The organism is Inquilinus limosus DSM 16000 (assembly GCF_000423185.1).
GTDB classification, from domain to species: Bacteria; Pseudomonadota; Alphaproteobacteria; order DSM-16000; family Inquilinaceae; genus Inquilinus; species Inquilinus limosus.
The window spans coordinates 12,938-31,183 of record NZ_AUHM01000010.1 but is presented as its reverse complement, the minus strand read 5'-3'; the positions used below and the strand labels follow the sequence as shown (position 1 = coordinate 31,183).

18 protein-coding genes are annotated in these 18,246 nt (G+C 68.0%); all 18 read left to right on the top strand.

The genetic code is table 11. The features are described from left to right. The first annotated feature begins 40 nt into the window (after nucleotides 1-40). The 18 genes from G537_RS0112425 to mce all read left to right on the top strand — a co-directional run bounded on the left by G537_RS0112425 (nucleotide 41) and on the right by mce (nucleotide 18,241). The gene (locus G537_RS0112425) at nucleotides 41-409 is read left to right on the top strand and encodes an NADH-quinone oxidoreductase subunit A (RefSeq protein WP_026870399.1); all 369 of its coding nucleotides are present in this window, start codon (nucleotides 41-43) and stop codon (nucleotides 407-409) included. Next, nucleotides 400-960 (top strand): NuoB/complex I 20 kDa subunit family protein, encoded by a 561-nt coding sequence (locus G537_RS0112420; RefSeq protein ID WP_026870398.1) that lies wholly within the window; start codon nucleotides 400-402, stop codon nucleotides 958-960. The genes G537_RS0112425 and G537_RS0112420 overlap by 10 nt, the downstream gene beginning before the upstream one ends. Before the next feature lie 18 nt (nucleotides 961-978). Continuing rightward, nucleotides 979-1,614, top strand: coding sequence for an NADH-quinone oxidoreductase subunit C (locus G537_RS0112415; RefSeq protein WP_034851539.1), 636 nt, complete (start codon nucleotides 979-981; stop codon nucleotides 1,612-1,614). A gap of 5 nt (nucleotides 1,615-1,619) precedes the next feature. Next, the gene (locus tag G537_RS0112410; RefSeq protein WP_026870396.1) at nucleotides 1,620-2,801 is read left to right on the top strand and encodes an NADH-quinone oxidoreductase subunit D; all 1,182 of its coding nucleotides are present in this window, start codon (nucleotides 1,620-1,622) and stop codon (nucleotides 2,799-2,801) included. Further along, nucleotides 2,798-3,658 (top strand): NADH-quinone oxidoreductase subunit NuoE, encoded by an 861-nt coding sequence (nuoE, locus tag G537_RS45560; protein WP_064742119.1) that lies wholly within the window; start codon nucleotides 2,798-2,800, stop codon nucleotides 3,656-3,658. The genes G537_RS0112410 and nuoE overlap by 4 nt, the downstream gene beginning before the upstream one ends. After that, nucleotides 3,658-4,956: an NADH-quinone oxidoreductase subunit NuoF gene (gene nuoF / locus G537_RS0112400; RefSeq protein ID WP_026870395.1), complete on the top strand. Its 1,299-nt coding sequence runs from the start codon at nucleotides 3,658-3,660 to the stop codon at nucleotides 4,954-4,956. Before nuoE ends, nuoF begins: the two co-directional genes overlap by 1 nt. A 10-nt stretch (nucleotides 4,957-4,966) precedes the next feature. Next, nucleotides 4,967-7,021 carry an NADH-quinone oxidoreductase subunit NuoG gene (nuoG, locus tag G537_RS0112395; protein ID WP_026870394.1) on the top strand — a complete coding sequence of 685 codons (2,055 nt, stop codon included), beginning with the start codon at nucleotides 4,967-4,969 and terminating at the stop codon, nucleotides 7,019-7,021. A gap of 7 nt (nucleotides 7,022-7,028) precedes the next feature. Continuing rightward, on the top strand, nucleotides 7,029-8,036 hold the full coding sequence (nuoH, locus tag G537_RS0112390) for an NADH-quinone oxidoreductase subunit NuoH (RefSeq protein ID WP_026870393.1): 1,008 nt from the start codon (nucleotides 7,029-7,031) through the stop codon (nucleotides 8,034-8,036). 13 nt (nucleotides 8,037-8,049) lie between these two features. After that, entirely contained in the window at nucleotides 8,050-8,538 is a 489-nt protein-coding gene (gene nuoI, locus G537_RS0112385; protein WP_026870392.1) for an NADH-quinone oxidoreductase subunit NuoI, read from the top strand. A 185-nt stretch (nucleotides 8,539-8,723) separates the two neighbouring features. After that, nucleotides 8,724-9,320 (top strand): NADH-quinone oxidoreductase subunit J, encoded by a 597-nt coding sequence (locus tag G537_RS0112380; RefSeq protein WP_026870391.1) that lies wholly within the window; start codon nucleotides 8,724-8,726, stop codon nucleotides 9,318-9,320. Nucleotides 9,321-9,324: 4 nt separating this feature from the next. Then, nucleotides 9,325-9,636 (top strand): NADH-quinone oxidoreductase subunit NuoK, encoded by a 312-nt coding sequence (gene nuoK, locus G537_RS0112375; protein ID WP_026870390.1) that lies wholly within the window; start codon nucleotides 9,325-9,327, stop codon nucleotides 9,634-9,636. Nucleotides 9,637-9,646: 10 nt separating this feature from the next. After that, the gene (nuoL, locus tag G537_RS0112370) at nucleotides 9,647-11,593 is read left to right on the top strand and encodes an NADH-quinone oxidoreductase subunit L (RefSeq protein WP_026870389.1); all 1,947 of its coding nucleotides are present in this window, start codon (nucleotides 9,647-9,649) and stop codon (nucleotides 11,591-11,593) included. Nucleotides 11,594-11,602: 9 nt separating this feature from the next. After that, complete coding sequence (locus G537_RS0112365; RefSeq protein ID WP_026870388.1) at nucleotides 11,603-13,123, top strand: NADH-quinone oxidoreductase subunit M; 1,521 nt, start codon at nucleotides 11,603-11,605, stop codon at nucleotides 13,121-13,123. Nucleotides 13,124-13,141: 18 nt separating this feature from the next. Next, nucleotides 13,142-14,617: an NADH-quinone oxidoreductase subunit NuoN gene (nuoN, locus tag G537_RS0112360; RefSeq protein WP_026870387.1), complete on the top strand. Its 1,476-nt coding sequence runs from the start codon at nucleotides 13,142-13,144 to the stop codon at nucleotides 14,615-14,617. Next, nucleotides 14,617-15,375, top strand: a complete 759-nt coding sequence (locus G537_RS0112355; protein ID WP_026870386.1) for a biotin--[acetyl-CoA-carboxylase] ligase — start codon at nucleotides 14,617-14,619, stop codon at nucleotides 15,373-15,375. The genes nuoN and G537_RS0112355 overlap by 1 nt, the downstream gene beginning before the upstream one ends. A 1-nt stretch (nucleotide 15,376) precedes the next feature. Continuing rightward, nucleotides 15,377-16,162: a type III pantothenate kinase gene (locus G537_RS0112350; protein ID WP_026870385.1), complete on the top strand. Its 786-nt coding sequence runs from the start codon at nucleotides 15,377-15,379 to the stop codon at nucleotides 16,160-16,162. Beyond that, complete coding sequence (locus G537_RS0112345; RefSeq protein WP_026870384.1) at nucleotides 16,159-17,835, top strand: ribonuclease J; 1,677 nt, start codon at nucleotides 16,159-16,161, stop codon at nucleotides 17,833-17,835. The genes G537_RS0112350 and G537_RS0112345 overlap by 4 nt, the downstream gene beginning before the upstream one ends. Nucleotide 17,836: 1 nt before the next feature. Then, on the top strand, nucleotides 17,837-18,241 hold the full coding sequence (gene mce, locus G537_RS0112340) for a methylmalonyl-CoA epimerase (protein WP_026870383.1): 405 nt from the start codon (nucleotides 17,837-17,839) through the stop codon (nucleotides 18,239-18,241). Nucleotides 18,242-18,246 lie beyond the last annotated feature (5 nt).

The following is an 18,246-nucleotide window of genomic DNA, read 5'->3' as shown; positions in this document are numbered from 1 at the left end:
CGATCGTGATCGCGCAGGCTCCACGTGTGACGGGTGAGCGATGACGACCTCTCTTGTATCGGAGTACTTTCCGATCCTCGTCTTCCTGGCGATCGCGATCGTGATCGCCGGAGCGGCGGTCGGTGCGTCCCTCATCGTCGGCAAGCAGAATCCGGACAGCGAGAAGCTCTCGGCCTATGAGTGCGGCTTCGACGCCTTCGCCGACGCCCGCTCGAAGTTCGACGTCCGGTTCTACCTGGTCTCGATCCTGTTCATCATCTTCGACCTGGAAGTGGCCTTCCTGTTCCCCTGGGCCGTGGCGCTCAAGGACATCGGGATGTTCGGCTTCTGGTCGATGATGGTGTTCCTCGGCGTCCTGACCGTCGGCTTCATCTACGAGTGGAAGAAGGGAGCGCTGGAATGGGAGTGAGCGCGACGCAGCCGAGCCCCGTGGGTGTCGGCACGCCGATCCCGCCGGGCGCCGGACAGGACGCGGTGATCCGTGCCGCCAATGCCGAGATCCAGGACAAGGGCTTCCTGCTGACCCAGTTCGACGCGCTGCTCGACTGGGCGCGCACCGGGTCGCTGTGGCCGATGACCTTCGGCCTGGCCTGCTGCGCGGTGGAGATGATCCACGCCTACATGCCGCGCTACGACCTCGACCGACTCGGGGTGATCCCGCGGCCCAGCCCGCGCCAGTCCGACGTCATGATCGTCGCCGGCACGCTGACCAACAAGATGGCGCCGGCCCTGCGCAAGGTCTATGACCAGATGCCGGAGCCGCGCTGGGTCATCTCGATGGGCTCCTGCGCCAATGGCGGGGGCTACTACCACTACTCCTACTCCGTGGTGCGCGGCTGCGACCGCATCGTGCCGGTCGACATCTACGTCCCGGGCTGCCCGCCGACCGCCGAGGCGCTGGTCTACGGCATCATGCAGCTGCAGAAGAAGATCCGGCGCGGCAACCGGATCGTCCGCTGAGGGATCGGGAAGCAAGGAATGGCATCGATCCAGGAACTGACCGATCTCGGCGCGGCCATCGCGGCGGCGCTGGGCGGGGACGTGCTCGATCACGCGGTGTCGCCGACGGCCGAGCTGACCCTGACCGTCCGGCGCGAGTCGATCGTCCGGGTGCTGACGCATCTGCGCGATGCGCCCGAGACCCTGTTCGAGCAGCTGACCGACATCTGCGGCGCCGACTATCCGAGCCGGCCGGAGCGACTCGAGGTCGTCTACCACCTGCTCAGCTTCAAGCATAACCGCCGGATCCGGGTGAAGGTGACGACCGACGAGGACACGCCGGTGCCCTCCGCCGCCGGCGTCTTCCCCGCCGCGACCTGGTTCGAGCGCGAGGCCTGGGACCTGTATGGCATCTTCTTCGCCGACAACCCGGACCTGCGCCGCATCCTCACCGACTACGGCTTCGAGGGGCATCCGCTGCGCAAGGACTTCCCGCTGACCGGCTATGTCGAGGTCCGCTACGACACCGAGCAGAAGCGGGTGGTCTACGAGCCGGTGAAGCTGACCCAGGATTTCCGCACCTTCGACTTCCTCAGCCCGTGGGAGGGCATGACGCGGCAGGGCCCGGTGCTTCCGGGCGACGAGAAGGCCGCGCTGAACGAGCCCAAGGCGTAAGCACCATGGCCGAGACCCAGATCAAGCCCTACACCATGAATTTCGGGCCGCAGCACCCGGCGGCGCACGGCGTGCTGCGCCTGGTGCTCGAGCTCGACGGCGAGGTGGTGGAGCGGGCCGATCCGCATATCGGGCTGCTGCACCGCGGCACCGAGAAGCTGATCGAATACAAGACCTATATGCAGGCGACGCCGTATTTCGATCGCCTGGACTACGTCGCCCCGATGAACCAGGAGCACGCCTTCGCCCTGGCGGTGGAGCGGCTGCTCGGCATCACCCCGCCGGAGCGCGGCCAGTACATCCGCGTGCTGTTCGCCGAGATCGGGCGCGTCCTCAACCATCTTCTCAACATCACGACCTATGCCCTTGATGTCGGGGCGGTTACCCCGTCGCTGTGGGGTTTCGAGGAACGCGAGCTCCTGATGGAGTTCTACGAGCGCGTCTCGGGCGCCCGGCTGCACGCCAACTACTTCCGCCCGGGCGGCGTCGCCCAGGACATGCCGGCCGGCCTGGCCGACGACATCTGGGCCTATACCGAGCGGTTCCCGAAATTCGTCGACGACCTCGAGAACCTGCTGACCGAGAACCGGATCTTCAAGCAGCGCCTGGTCGACATCGGCGTGGTGACGGCCGAGCAGGCCAAGGCCTGGGGCTTCTCCGGCCCGATGCTGCGCGCCTCCAACATCGCCTGGGACCTGCGCAAGGCGCAGCCCTACGACGTCTATGACCGGATGGAGTTCGACGTCCCGGTCGGCCTGACCGGCGACTGCTATGCCCGCTACCTGCTGCGGGTCGAGGAGATGCGCCAGTCCAACCGCATCATCCGGCAGTGCCTGGAGCAGATGCCGAAGGACGGTCCGGTGAAGACCACCGACCGCAAGGTGTCGCCGCCGCCGCGGGCCGAGATGAAGCGCTCGATGGAAGCGCTGATCCACCACTTCAAGCTCTACACCGAGGGCTACCACGTCCCGGCCGGCGAGACCTATGCCGCGGTCGAGGCGCCGAAGGGCGAGTTCGGCGTCTATCTGGTGTCGGACGGGACCAACCGGCCGTACCGCTGCCGCATCCGCGCCCCGGGCTTCGCCCATCTGCAGGGGCTCGATTTCATGAGCCGGGGACACATGCTGGCCGATGCGGTCGCGATCATCGGCAGCCAGGACATCGTGTTCGGGGAGATCGACCGATGACGGCCGCAGGGATTGCGCCGGAGGCGGATCAGCCGAAGGAATTCGCCTTCACGCCCGAGAATCTCGATCGGGCGAAGCGCATCATCGCCAAGTACCCCGAGGGCCGGCAGCAGAGCGCGGTGATCCCGCTGCTCGACCTCGCCCAGCGCCAGCACCACAACTGGCTGCCGCGCGCGGCGATGGATTACGTCGCCGACCTGCTGGAGGTGCCGCGGATCCGGGTGTACGAGGTCGCCAGCTTCTACACCATGTTCAACAAGGCGCCGGTCGGCCGCCACTTCTTCCAGGTCTGCACCACCACCCCGTGCTGGCTGCGCGGCTCGGGCGAGGTGATGCGGGCGCTGAAGGACAAGGCCGGCTGCGGCAATCACGAGACCAGCGAGGACGGCCAGTTCACCGTGCTCGAGGTCGAATGCCTGGGCGCCTGCGTGAACGCCCCGATGGTCCAGATCAACGACGATTTCTACGAGGATCTGGACTACGACAAGACGGTCGAGATCATCGAGGCACTGAAGGCCGGCCGGCCGACCACGCCGGGCCCGCAGAACGGCCGCACCCACTCCGAGGCTCTGTCCGGCGCCACCACGCTGCTGGACCGCAAGCCGGGCCATCGCCCGGCCGTGCCGTCCTCGGCGGCCGGACAGCCGGTGCCTCCGTCCGCGCAGCCGGCCCATACCCCGGCCAAGCCGGATGAGGTGACCAGCGACGCGCCGCCGGCCGAGACCGTGGCCAAGCAGGGTGAGGCCTCTCCCGGCGCCCATCGCGGCGACGCGACGCCGGAGAAGAAGGCGCGGACCCAGGAGAAGATCGATCCGCCCGGCCGCCAGACCGGCACCACGGATACGGGAGAGAAGTGATGCTGCGCGACGAAGACCGCATCTTCACCAATCTCTACGGCTGGGACGACTGGGGCCTGGAAGGCGCCCGCCGCCGCGGCATCTGGAGCGACACCAAGGCGCTGGTCGATCTGGGCCGCGAGAAGATCATCGAGGAGATCAAGGCGTCGGGCCTGCGCGGCCGCGGCGGCGCCGGCTTCCCGACCGGCATGAAGTGGTCCTTCATGCCGAAGGAGAGCAAGGACGGCCGCCCGAGCTACCTCGTCATCAACGCCGACGAGTCGGAGCCGGGCACCTGCAAGGACCGCGAGATCCTGCGCTTCGACCCGCACCGGCTGATCGAGGGCGCGCTGCTGGCCTCCTTCGCCATGGGGGCGCACGCCTGCTACATCTACATCCGGGGCGAGTTCTACGGCGAAGCCTCGAACATGCAGGCCGCGATCGACCAGGCCTATGACGCGGGCCTGCTCGGCAAGAACGCGGCCGGCACCGGCTGGGACTTCGACCTCTACCTGCACCGCGGCGCCGGCGCCTATATCTGCGGCGAGGAGACCGCGCTGCTGGAGAGCCTGGAGGGCAAGAAGGGCCAGCCGCGCAACAAGCCGCCGTTCCCGGCCGGCGCCGGCCTCTACGGCTGTCCGACCACGGTCAACAACGTCGAGACCATCGCGGTCGTCGGCGAGATCCTGCGCCGCGGCAGCGGCTGGTTCGCCGGCATCGGCCGGCCGAAGAACCAGGGCACCAAGCTGTTCTGCATCTCCGGCCATGTGAACCAGCCCTGCAACGTCGAGGAGGAGCTCGGCATCCCGATGCGGGAGCTGATCGAGCGCCATGCCGGCGGCGTCCGCGGTGGCTGGGACAACCTGAAGGCGGTGATCCCCGGCGGCTCCTCGGCCCCGATCCTGCCGAAGGACATCTGCGACACCGTCCTGATGGACTTCGACGCGCTGCGCGAGGTCAAGTCGGCGCTCGGCACCGCCGGGCTGATCGTCATGGACAAGTCGACCGACGTGGTTTACGCGGTCGCCCGTCTGTCGCGCTTCTACATGCATGAGAGCTGCGGCCAGTGCACGCCGTGCCGCGAGGGCACGGGCTGGCTGTACCGGGTGATGCAGCGCATGGTCACCGGCGACGCGCGGTCGGACGAGATCGACATGCTGCTCGAGGTGACGAAGCAGATCGAAGGCCACACGATCTGCGCCCTGGGCGACGCGGCCGCCTGGCCGGTCCAGGCGCTGATCCGGCATTTCCGCGACGAGATGGAGCAGCGGATCCGCGACTACCGCGACCGCGCCTATCGCCGCGAAGCCGCGGAATAGGAAGGCACCGATGCCCAAGCTGACGATTGACGGGATCGAGATCGAGGTCGAGCCGGGCACGTCGGTGCTGCAGGCCTGCGAGCGCCTCGGCATCGAGGTGCCGCGATTCTGCTACCACGACCGGCTGTCGGTTCCGGCCAACTGCCGGATGTGCCTGGTCGAGATGGAGAAGTCGCCGAAGCCGATCGCGTCCTGCGCGATGCCGGCCGGCGACGGCATGGTGATCAAGACCAACACCGAGGTGGTGCGCAAGGCGCGCCACGGGGTGATGGAGTTCCTGCTGATCAACCACCCGCTCGACTGCCCGATCTGCGACCAGGGCGGCGAGTGCGACCTGCAGGACCAGGCCGTGGCCTACGGCTTCGACCGCGGCCGCTACACCGAAGGCAAGCGGGCGGTGACCGACAAGTATCTCGGCCCGCTGATCGAGACCTTCATGACCCGGTGCATCCAGTGCACCCGCTGCATCCGCTTCATCGACGAGATCGCCGGCGTGCCGGTGCTCGGCGGCGTGAACCGCGGCGAGCACATGGAGATCACGACCTATGTCGAGCAGGCGATCGCGTCGGAGCTTTCGGGCAACCTGATCGATGTCTGCCCGGTCGGCGCGCTGACCTCCAAGCCCTACGCCTTCAGCGCCCGGCCGTGGGAGCTGCGCAAGACCGAGACCATCGACGTGCTCGACGCCATCGGCTCGAACATCCGCGTCGACGCCCGCGGCGGCGAGGTGATGCGCGTGCTGCCGCGGCTGCACGAGGACGTCAACGAGGAATGGATCAGCGACAAGACCCGCTTCGCGGTCGACGGGCTGAAGCGCCGCCGCCTCGACCGGCCCTATGTCCGGCGTGACGGCAGGCTGCAGCCGGCCAGCTGGGCCGAGGCCTTCCAGGCCATCGCCGACAAGGTCAAGGAGCTGGACGGCAAGCGCATGGCGGCGATCGCCGGCGACACCGTCGACGCCGAGGCCATGGTGGCGCTGAAGGACTTGATGGCCGCCTTCGGGTCGCCGAACCTCGACTGCCGCCAGGACGGGGCGAAGCTGCCGGCCGGGCCGCGCGGCGCCTATCTGTTCAACAGCGGCATCGCCGGGATCGAGCAGGCCGACGTCATCCTTCTGGTCGGCACCAACCCGCGCTCCGAGGCCGCGATCGTCAACGCCCGCATCCGCAAGCGCTGGCTGAAGATGGGGCTGACGGTCGGCGTGGTCGGGCCGGATGTCGACCTGACCTACCGCACCCGCCATCTCGGTGCCGGGCCGGAGACGCTGGCGGCCATCGCCGACGGCAGCAACGACTTCGCCGAGGTGCTGCGCAACGCCAAGGCGCCGCTGCTGATCGTGGGGCAGGGGGCTCTGGCCCGCGAGGACGGCGCCCAGGTTCTGGCCGCCTGCCGCCGGATCGCCGAGACCTACGGCCTGGTCCGCGACGGCTGGAACGGCTTCAACGTGCTGCACACCGCGGCGGCGCGGGTCGGCGGCCTTGACCTCGGCTTCGTGCCGGGGCAGGGCGGCCGCGACGTCGCCGGCATCCTCGACGGCGCCCAGAAGGGCGAGATCGACTTCGTCTGGCTGCTCGCGGCCGACGAGATCGACACCGGCCGGCTGGGCAAGGCCTTCGTGGTCTATCAGGGCCATCACGGCGACCGCGGCGCCCACCGCGCCGACGTGATCCTGCCGGGCGCGGCCTACACCGAGAAGAACGCGACCTACGTCAACACCGAAGGCCGCGTGCAGCAGGCCCGCATGGCGGTGTTCCCGCCGGGCGAGGCGCGCGAGGACTGGAAGATCCTGCGCGCCGCCAGCGAGGTCATGGGCCGCAAGCTGCCCTATGACAGCCTGCGCGACGTGCGCCAGCGCCTGGTCGCGGTGAACCCGGTCTTCGGGTCGATCGACACCCAGGCGCCGGGCGAGTGGGGGGCGTTCGGCGCCGAGGGCCCGATGGGCTCGGCGCCCTTCGCCTCGGCGGTCGAGAACTTCTACATGACGGACCCGATCACGCGCGCCTCGGAGACGATGGCGCAGTGCATCGACGAGATCCTGGGCCAGCACAAGGCGGCGGCGGAGTAACGCGGCGATGGACTTCTGGAGCGGATACGCCTGGCCGACGGTTCTCGTCGTCCTTCAGATCATCGCGATCGTCCTGCCGCTGATCATCGCAGTGGCCTACCTGACCTATGCCGAGCGCAAGGTCATGGCGGCGATGCAGCTGCGCCAGGGCCCGATGGTGGTCGGCCCCTTCGGCCTGCTGCAGCCGATCGCCGACGGCCTCAAGCTGCTGAGCAAGGAGACGATTATCCCCTCCGGCGCCAACCGGATGCTGTTCATCCTGGCGCCGATGATCACCTTCTTCCTCAGCCTCGTGGCCTGGGCGGTGATCCCGTTCGACGAGGGCTGGGTGCTGGCCGACATCAATGTCGGCGTGCTGTACCTGTTCGCGATCTCCTCGCTCGGCGTCTACGGCATCATCATCGCCGGCTGGTCGTCGAACTCGAAATACGCCTTCCTCGGCGGCCTGCGCTCCGCGGCGCAGATGGTGTCCTACGAGGTCTCGATCGGCTTCGTCATGATCACCGTGCTGCTCTGCGTCGGCTCGCTCCGGATCTCCGACATCGTCCACGCGCAGGAGACCATCTGGTTCGCGATCCCGCTGCTGCCGATGTTCGTGATCTTCTTCATCTCGGCCCTGGCCGAGACGAACCGGGCGCCGTTCGACCTGCCCGAGGGCGAATCCGAGATCACCGGCGGCTTCATGGTCGAATACTCGTCCATGACCTACGCGCTGTTCTTCCTCGGCGAGTACGCCAACATGATCCTGATGAGCGGGATGACCTCGATCCTGTTCCTCGGCGGTTGGCTGCCGCCCTTCGGCGTGGCGCCGTTCACCTGGATCCCCGGCGTGATCTGGTTCGTGCTGAAGATCCTCTTCTGCCTGTTCGTCTTCATCTGGGTCCGGGCGACGCTGCCGCGCTTCCGCTACGACCAGCTGATGCGCCTGGGCTGGAAGGTGTTCCTGCCGTTCTCGCTGGCCTGGGTGGTCATCACCGCCGGCGTGCTCACCGCCTTCGGCTGGCTGCCGAACTAAGAGGCCGAGACCCATGGCGTTCATCGACCGCACCGCCCGCAGCCTCCTGCTCAAGGAAATCCTGGGCGGCCTGGCGCTGACCTTCCGCTACATGTTCAAGCAGAAGGCGACGCTGAACTATCCGTTCGAGAAGGGGCCGCTCAGCCCGCGCTTCCGCGGCGAGCACGCGCTGCGCCGCTATCCCAGCGGCGAGGAGCGCTGCATCGCCTGCAAGCTGTGCGAGGCGATCTGCCCGGCCCAGGCCATCACCATCGAGGCCGAGCCGCGCGCCGACGGCAGCCGCCGCACGACGCGCTACGACATCGACATGACCAAGTGCATCTATTGCGGCCTGTGCCAGGAGGCCTGCCCGGTGGATGCGATCGTCGAGGGGCCGAATTTCGAGTTCGCCACCGAGACGCGCGAGGAGCTTTTCTACAACAAGGAGAAGCTGCTGCAGAACGGGGACCGCTGGGAAGCGCAGCTGGCCGCGAACATCGCGGCCGACGCGCCGTACCGGTGAGGCAAGGGAACGATCGTGAGGGAAGAAAGACTGTCATTGCCGTCCTCGGACTTGATCCGAGGATTGACCCGGCAATCCAGAGGGTCTCGACAGCTTCTGGATGCCCGGGTCAAGCCCGGGCATGACAGATGGGGGGATAGCACCTCCCTGCCGCCAACGACCCTGACCGCAGGGAGCACCGTGAGATGACCATTCAGGCCTTGGCCTTCTATCTTTTCGCTCTGATCACCGTCATCGCTGGCGGGATGGTGATCACGGCCCGCAACTCGGTGCACTCGGTGCTGTTCCTGATCCTCGCCTTCTTCAACGCGGCGGCGCTGTTCGTGCTGATCGGGGCGGAGTTCCTGGCGATGATCCTGGTCGTCGTCTATGTCGGCGCGGTCGCGGTGCTGTTCCTGTTCGTGGTGATGATGCTCGACATCAACTTCGCCGAACTGCGCGCCGGCTTCCTGCGCTACCTGCCGGTCGGCGCGCTGATCGGCGTGGTGCTGCTGATCGAGCTGTTCCTGCTCTACGGCTCGGTCGGCGGCCCGTCGATTCTGGCTACGGCGGCGCCGTCGGGCCCGACCAACACCGCGGCGCTCGGCCAGCTGATCTACACGCATTACGCCTTTCCGTTCCAGGCCGCGGGCCTGATCCTCCTGGTCGCGATGATCGGGGCGATCGTGCTGACCCTGCGGCACCGCGCCGGCGTCCGCCGCCAGGTGATTTCGCAGCAGCTCGCGCGCCGGCGCGAGGAGGTGATGGTGATCAAGAAGATCGGCACCGGGGAAGGGGCGTGACGCCATGTGGACGATCGGAGTCGGACACTATCTCGGTCTCGCGGCGATCCTGTTCACGCTCGGCATCTTCGGCGTGTTCCTGAACCGCAAGAACGTCATCGTCATCCTGATGTCGGTCGAGCTGATGCTGCTCGCCGTCAACATCAACCTCGTCGCCTTCTCGGTCGCGCTCGGCGATCTGGTGGGGCAGGTGTTCGCGCTGTTCGTGCTGACCGTCGCCGCCGCCGAAGCCGCGATCGGCCTCGCGATCCTCGTCGTCTACTTCCGGAACCGCGGCTCGATCGCGGTCGAGGACATCAACATGATGAAGGGCTGAGGCGCCCCCGATGGACATCGCCGCAATCTTCCTGCCGCTGGCCGGCTTCCTGATCGCAGGACTGTTCGGCCGCCTCATCGGCGACCGCGCCTCGATGGCCGTGACGACGCTCGCCGTCTGTGTCGCCTGCGTCCTCTCCTGGTGGCTCTTCTTCGACGTCGCCATCGAGGGCAACGTCCGCACCCATTCGCTGCTGCTGTGGATCAGCAGCGGCACCTTCGTCGCCGACTGGGCGCTGAAGTTCGACACGCTGACCGCCGTGATGCTGATCGTGGTGAACACCGTCTCCGCGATGGTGCACATCTACTCGATCGGCTACATGTCGCACGACCATTCCAAGCCGCGCTTCTTCGCCTATCTCAGCCTGTTCACCTTCGCCATGCTGATGCTGGTGACGGCGGACAACCTGGTCCAGCTGTTCTTCGGCTGGGAAGGCGTCGGCCTGGCCTCCTACCTCCTGATCGGCTTCTGGCATGAGAAGGAGAGCGCCCGGGCCGCCGCGGTGAAGGCGTTCCTGGTCAACCGCGTCGGCGACTTCGGCTTCGCCCTCGGCATCTTCGCCGTCTACAAGATCTTCGGCACGGTGCGGTATGAGGAGATCTTCGCCGCCGCGCCGAGCCTGGTGGATGCGCGGATCAACTTCCTCGGCATGGACCTGCCGGCCCTGACCACCGCCTGTCTGCTGCTGTTCGTCGGCGCCATGGGCAAGTCGGCCCAGCTGGGCCTGCACACTTGGCTGCCGGACGCGATGGAGGGCCCGACCCCGGTCTCGGCCCTGATCCACGCCGCCACCATGGTCACCGCCGGGGTGTTCATGCTGGCGCGCATGTCGCCGCTGTTCGAATACGCCCCCGACGCGCTGGCCGTGGTCTGCGTCGTCGGCGCGCTGACCGCCTTCGTCGCCGCGACGATCGGCCTGACCCAGTTCGACATCAAGCGGGTCATCGCCTATTCGACGATGAGCCAGCTCGGCTACATGTTCTTCGCCATCGGCGTCTCGGCCTACCAGGCGGCGATCTTCCACCTGATGACGCACGCCTTCTTCAAGGCCCTGCTGTTCCTCGGCGCCGGCTCGGTGATCCACGCCATGGGCGGCGAGCAGGACATGCGCAAGATGGGCGGGATCTGGAAGCTGATCCCCTGGACCTACGCCCTGATGTGGATCGGCAGCCTGGCGCTGGCCGGCATCGGCATCCCCGGCGTGTTCGGCTTCGCCGGCTTCTACTCGAAGGACATGATCCTGGAGGCGTCCTGGGCCGCCCATTCCGGCGTCGGCGCCTTCGCCTACTGGCTCGGCATCCTGGCGGCGGTGATGACCGCCTTCTACAGCGGCCGCCTGCTGTTCATGACCTTCCACGGCACGCCGCGCGCCGACCATCACACCATGGACCATGTCCATGAATCCCCGCCGGTGATGATGGTGCCGCTGATCATCCTCGGCGTCGGCGCGGTGCTGGCCGGCCTGATCGGCTACGACGTCTTCGTCGGCGAGGGGCGTGAGCACTTCTGGCGCGAGGCGGTCCTGGTGCTGCACAGCCAGGACAGCATCGAGGAGGCGCACCACGTCGCCCTCTGGGTCAAGCTGCTGCCGCTCTTCGCCGGGCTGATCGGTCTCGCCGCCTCCTGGGTCTTCTACATCCAGGCGCCGGGGCTGCCGGGCGCGGCGGTGCGGGCGTTCAAGCCGATCCACCAGCTGTTCTTCCGCAAGTGGTACTTCGACGAGATCTACGACGCGCTGTTCGTGAAGCCGGCCTTCGTCCTGGGCCGCGCCTTCTGGAAGGGCGGCGACGGCGCGATCATCGACCGGCTCGGGCCGGACGGCGTCGCTGCCACCTCGGTCGGCATCGCCCGCCGGGCCAGCCGGCTCGAGAGCGGCTATGTCTACCATTATGCCTTCGCCATGGTGATCGGCGTGGTCGCGCTGGTCACCTGGTATGTCTTCGGCGGCCGGATGTGAGAGTGACTCATGGGTAATTGGCCGATCCTCTCGCTCGCCACCTTCCTGCCGCTGGTCGGGGCCGCGCTAATCCTGCTGCTGGCCCGCGGCAGCGAGGCCGCCGTGGCCGCCACCTCGCGCTGGGTGGCGCTGTGGACCACGCTCGTCACCTTCGCCCTCTCGATCGCCATCTGGCTCGGCTTCGACCCGACCGTGGTCGGCTTCCAGATGGAAGAGAAGGTGGCCTGGTTCCCGGACCTCAACATCGCCTACCACATGGGCGTGGACGGCATCTCGGTGCTGTTCGTCGTCCTGTCGGCCTTCCTGATGCCGATCTGCATCCTCGCCAGCTGGGAGAGCATCCACAGCCGGGTGAAGGAGTACATGGTCTCGTTCCTGATCCTCGAGACCATGATGATCGGCATGTTCTGCGCGCTCGACTACGTGCTGTTCTACGTCTTCTTCGAAGGCGTGCTGATCCCGATGTTCGTGATCATCGGCATCTGGGGCTCGGGCGAGCGCCGCATCTATGCCGCCTTCAAGCTGTTCCTGTTCACGCTGCTCGGCTCGGTGCTGATGCTGGTGGCACTGCTGGCGATGTACGTCCAGGCCGGCACCACCGACATCCCCACCCTGCTGGCGACGGATTTCGGCTACAGCATGCAGGTCTGGCTGTGGCTGGCCATGTTCGCCTCCTTCGCCGTGAAGGTGCCGATGTGGCCGGTGCACACCTGGCTGCCGGACGCCCATGTCGAGGCGCCGACCGCGGGGTCGGTGATCCTGGCCGGCGTGCTGCTGAAGATGGGCGGCTACGGCTTCCTGCGCTTCTCGATCCCGATGCTGCCGGAAGCGACGGAACTGCTGACGCCGCTGGTCTACGGCCTGTCGATCGTCGCGGTCATCTACACCTCCCTCGTCGCCCTGGCGCAGGAGGACATGAAGAAGATGATCGCCTATTCCTCGATCGCGCATATGGGCTTCGTCACCGCCGGCATGTTCTCGCTGACCCAGCAGGGCGTCGAGGGTTCGATCTTCCAGATGCTCAGCCACGGCGTGGTCTCGTCGGCGCTCTTCCTCTGCGTCGGCGTGGTCTATGACCGGCTGCACACCCGCGAGATCGCGCGCTACGGCGGCCTGGCCACCAACATGCCGAAATACGCCGTGTTCTTCATGATCATGCTGCTCGGCTCGGTCGGCCTGCCCGCGACCTCGGGCTTCGTCGGCGAGTTCATGATCCTGCTCGGCATCTTCCAGGTGAACACCTGGGTCGCGACCCTGACCGCGACCGGCCTAGTGCTCGGCGCCACCTATATGCTGCTGCTGTACCGCAAGGTCATCTTCGGCGAGATCACGCGCGAGGATGTGCGGCGGATGACCGATCTGACCCCGCGGGAGATCGCCATCTTCGTGCCGCTGGCCCTGGTGGTGCTGTGGATGGGCATCTATCCGTCCAGCTTCCTGAACGTGATGTCGGTCTCGGTCGACCATCTCATCACCCAATACCACGCCGATCTCGGCCGCGCCGGCGCGGTCGCGATGGCCGTCCGCTGAGCCGGGGATCCGATCGCCATGGTGTCTTTTCCCGATCTGATGCCGGCCCTGCCGGAGATCTTCCTGGCCTGCGCCGGCATGGCGCTGCTGCTGATCGGCGTGTTCCTGGGCGAGCGGTCGACCCGGATCGTCGCCTCGCTCGCGGTGCTGTCCTTCCTCATCACCGGCGCCCTGCTGCTGATGGGGCCGGACGGGCGGGTCGTGACCTTCAGCGGCATGTTCGTCGCCGACGGCTTCGCCGTGTTCATGAAGATCCTGGTGCTGATCGGCTCGGCCCTCGCGCTCATCCTGTCGCTCGACTATCTCGAGCATGAGGGGATGTCGCGCTTCGAGTATCCGGTGCTGTTCGTGCTGGCGACTGTCGGCATGCTGCTGATGGTCAGCGCCAACAACCTGATCTCGCTCTATCTCGGCCTCGAGCTGCAGAGCCTGTCGCTCTACGTCGTCGCCGCCTTCAACCGGGATTCGGAGCGGTCGAGCGAGGCCGGGCTGAAGTACTTCGTGCTCGGCGCCCTGTCCTCGGGCCTGCTGCTCTACGGCGCCTCGCTGATCTACGGCTTCCTCGGCACCACCGGCTTCGAGGCGCTGGCCCAGGCCCTGTCCGGCCAGGCCGCGGCGGGTACGGCGGGCGGCGCGCTCGGCGGCACCTCGATGGGCGTGATCATCGGCCTGGTCTTCGTCTGCGCCGCCTTGGCCTTCAAGGTCTCGGCCGTGCCGTTCCACATGTGGACGCCGGACGTCTACGAGGGCGCGCCGACGCCGGTCACCGCCTTCTTCGCGGTCGCCCCGAAGGTGGCGGCCATGGCCCTGTTCGTCCGGGTGCTGGTCGAGCCCTTCGGCCAGCTCACCGACCAGTGGCAGCAGATCATCGTCGTCGCCTCGGCCCTGTCGATGATCCTCGGCGCCTATGCCGCGATCGCGCAGACCAACATCAAGCGGCTGATGGCCTATTCCTCGATCGGCCATGTCGGCTTCGCCCTTCTGGGCCTCGCCGCCGGCACGCAGCAGGGCATCACCGGCGTGATCGTCTACATGGCGATCTACATCCCGATGAGCCTCGGCGCGTTCGCCGTGATCCTGTCGATGCGGATCAACGGCAAGCAGGTGGAGGGGATCCAGGACCTGGCCGGCCTCGGCAAGACCAGCCCGGGCCTGGCCTTCGCCCTCGTCATCATGATGTTCTCGATGGCCGGCATCCCGCCGCTGGCCGGCTTCTTCGCCAAGCTCTACGTGTTCCGCGCGGTGATCGAGCAGCAGTTCTACGTGCTGGCGGTGATCGGCGTGCTGGCGAGCGTGGTGTCGGCGGTCTACTACCTGAAGATCATCCGGGTGATGTATTTCGACGAACCGAAGGTCGCCTTCGACAAGCCGGAAGGCGCGGCGATCCCGGCGATCCTGGCGGTCTCGACCCTGTTCATCGTCGTGTTCTGGCTGCTGCCGGCGCCGCTGACCGGGGCAGCCCAGGCGGCTGCGGCCAGCCTGTTCGGGGGCTGATGACCATCGCCCTGTCGCAGGACGCCCTGCCGCAGGGCTGGCGGCTCGACGCGCGCGACCGCGTCGGCAGCACCAATGACGAGGCGCGGGCGCTCGCGGTGGCCGGCGCCCCGCACGGCACCATCGTCTGGGCCCGGCGGCAGGAGGCGGGCAGGGGCCGCCGCGGCCGCGCCTGGTCCTCGCCGGAAGGCAACCTGTTCTGCTCGGCCATCCTGCGGCCGGAGCTTCCTTTCGCCCGCGCCGGGGAGCTGACTTTCGTGGTCGGCGTCGCCCTGGCCGACGCGGCGGCCAGCTTCGGGGTCGAGCCGAAGCTGAAATGGCCGAACGACCTGCAGATCGCCGGCGACAAGCTGGCCGGCATCCTGCTGGAGGCCGCGGTCGCGCCGGACCGGACCGTCGACTGGATCGTCGCCGGCACCGGCATGAACATCGCCCATCACCCGCAGCTGGCCGACTACCGCGCCACCGACCTGCACGCCGCCGGTGCGCGGGACGCCACCGTCGAGACGGTGCTGGAACGCTATGCGGCGGCGCTGGACCGCCGTCTCCGTGAATGGCGGGAGGAGGGCTTCGACGCCATCCGTGCCGCTTGGCTGGGCCGCGCCGTCGGCCTCGGCGCCCGCATCACGGTGCGGCTGGAGACCGAGACGCTGGAAGGCGTGTTCGAGCACATCGACCCCAGCGGCGCTCTGATCTTGCGCACCGACACCGGCCGGCACAGCATCACCGCAGGCGACGTCTTCTTCGGGAGGGGCTGAGATGCTTCTCGCCATCGATGCGGGCAACACCAACATCGTCTTCGCCGTGTTCGATGGGGCGCAGCAGAAGGGCCAGTGGCGGATCGCCACCGACAGCCGGCGCACTTCGGACGAATACGCCGTCTGGCTGGTCTCGCTGATGGCGATGCGGGGGCTGCGGCCGATGGACGTCACCCGCTCGATCCTGTCCAGCGTGGTGCCGGCCGCGACCTTCAACCTGGCGAAGCTGTGCCGCGACCATTTCGGCACCGATCCGATGCGGGTCGGCGACCCGTCGGTCGAGCTCGGCATCAGGAACCTGCTGCTGAACCCGCGCGAGGCCGGGGCCGACCGGCTGGTCAACGCCGTCTCCGCCGGCGCCAGCTATCCCAAGCCGCTGATCGTGGTCGACATCGGCACCGGCACCACCTTCGACGTGGTCAACGCCGATGGCGACTTCGTCGGCGGCATCATCGCCCCGGGACCCCAGCTGGCCCTCGACGCGTTGCACAAGGTGGCGGCCCAGTTGCCCAAGGTCGAGATCGTGCGGCCGGAGCGCGTGATCGGCCCCGGCACCATCCCGGCCATGCAGTCCGGCATGTTCTGGGGGTATCTCAGCATGATCGAGGGGCTGATCACCCGCATCAAGAACGAGCTGTCGCCGACCGGCACGCCGCCGGTGACGGTGATTACCACGGGCGGCCTCGGTAGCGTTTTCGCCCAGGCGACCGATATGATCGACCACATCGACAGCGAACTGACCCTGCGCGGACTGCGCCTCATTTACGAGCGAAACGCCACCACATGAATCTCTCCCCCGCGGCCAACGGCCCCGACGACGCCCTCTACTTCCTGCCGCTCGGCGGCGCCGGGGAGATCGGGATGAACCTGTATCTCTACGGCCACGACGGCGCGTGGCTGATGGTCGATTGCGGGGTCACCTTCGCCGACGAATCGGTGCCGGGCGTCGACCTGATCGTGCCCGACCCGGTCTTCATCGAGCAGCGGCGCAAGGCCCTGCTGGGGCTCGTGGTCACCCATGCGCATGAGGACCATATCGGCGCCATCACCCTCCTGTGGCCCGACCTGCGCTGCCCGATCTACGCCACGCCCTTCACCGCCGCGGTGCTGCGGATCAAGCTGCGCGAGACCGATTTCGCCGACCAGGTGCCGATCATCGAGGTGCCGCTGGGCGGCGATGTCGAGATCGGCCCCTTCGGCGTCGGCTTCATCACCATGACCCATTCGGTGCCGGAGCCGAACGCCCTGGTGATCCGGACCCGGCACGGCGCCGTGATCCACACCGGCGACTGGAAGCTGGACCCGGCGCCGCAGGTCGGCGCGGTGACCGACGAGGCGACGCTGCGCCAGCTCGGCGACAAGGGCGTGATCGCGGTGATGGGCGACAGCACCAACGCCCTGACCCCCGGCCGCTCCGGCTCGGAGGAGGAGGTGCGCGAGGGCCTGGCCCGCGTGATCGCGGCCCAGCCGAACCGCGTCGTCGTCACCTGCTTCTCCTCCAATGTCGCGCGCATCCGCAGCGTGGCGCTGGCGGCGCAGCAGGCCGGGCGACAATGCGCCCTGGTCGGCCGGTCGCTGTGGAAGATCATGGAGGCGGCGCAGAGCACCGGCTACATGACCGACCTGCCAGAGCCGTTCCTGCGCGAGGACGAGGCCGGCTACATCCCGCGGGACAAGATCGTGCTGGTCTGCACCGGCAGCCAGGGAGAGGCGCGCTCGGCCCTGTCGCGCATCGCCGGCGACAGCCACCCGCACATCACGCTCGAGGCCGGCGACACGGTGATCTTCTCGGCCCGCGAGATCCCGGGCAACGAGAAGGCGATCGGCCGGGTGCAGAACGCGCTGGTGGCCCAGGGCGTCACGCTGATCACGCCGGACGACGCCAATGTCCATTGCTCGGGCCACCCGGCGCGGGACGAGCTGACCACCCTCTACCAATGGCTCAAGCCCCAGGCGGTGGTGCCGGTGCATGGCGAGGAGCGGCACATGCGCGCCCATGCGGCGCTGGCCGAGGCGGGGCAGGTGGCGCAGACGCTGGTGCCGCGCAACGGCGCCCTGATCCGCCTGGCGCCCGGGCCGCTGGAGATCGTCGACAATGTCGAGCACGGAAGGCTGGCGCTGGACGGGCACCATCTGGTGCCGCTGGGGGGCGAGGCGATCCGCGACCGCCAGCGCATCATCCACAACGGCGCCGCGGTGGTGACCCTGGTGCTCGACCGCGACGGCCGCATGGCGGCGGACCCGAAGGTGGCGCTGCTGGGCATCGAGGACGCCGAGGACCAGGCCGACAGCGAGGCCGAGGTGGCGGAGGAGGTGCGCTCCGCGATCGAGAGCTTGCCACGGGCCCAGCGCAACGACGACGCCGCGATCAGCGAGACGGCGCGGGTGACGGTGCGGCGCACGATCCGCAGCTGGCACGGCAAGAAGCCGGTCACCGAAGTGCATCTGATCAGGCTGTGACATGATCGGCCGGCTCAACCACGTCGCCATCGCCGTGCCGGATCTGGCGGCGGCGTCGCGCCTCTACCGCGAGACGCTCGGGGCGGAGGTGTCGGCGCCGGTCGACCTGCCGGAGCACGGCGTGACCACCGTCTTCGTTGCCCTGCCCAACACCAAGATCGAGCTGCTGCACCCGCTGGGCGAGGGTTCGCCGGTCGCCAAGTTCCTGGAGCGCAACCCGAAGGGCGGCATCCATCACCTCTGCTACGAGGTCGAGGACATCCTGGCGGCGCGCGACCGGCTGATCGCGGCGGGGCTGCGCGTGCTCGGCAACGGCGAGCCGAAGATCGGCGCGCATGGCAAGCCGGTGCTGTTCCTGCACCCGGCCGATGTCGCCGGCACCCTGACCGAGATCGAGCAGGTGTAGGGTCC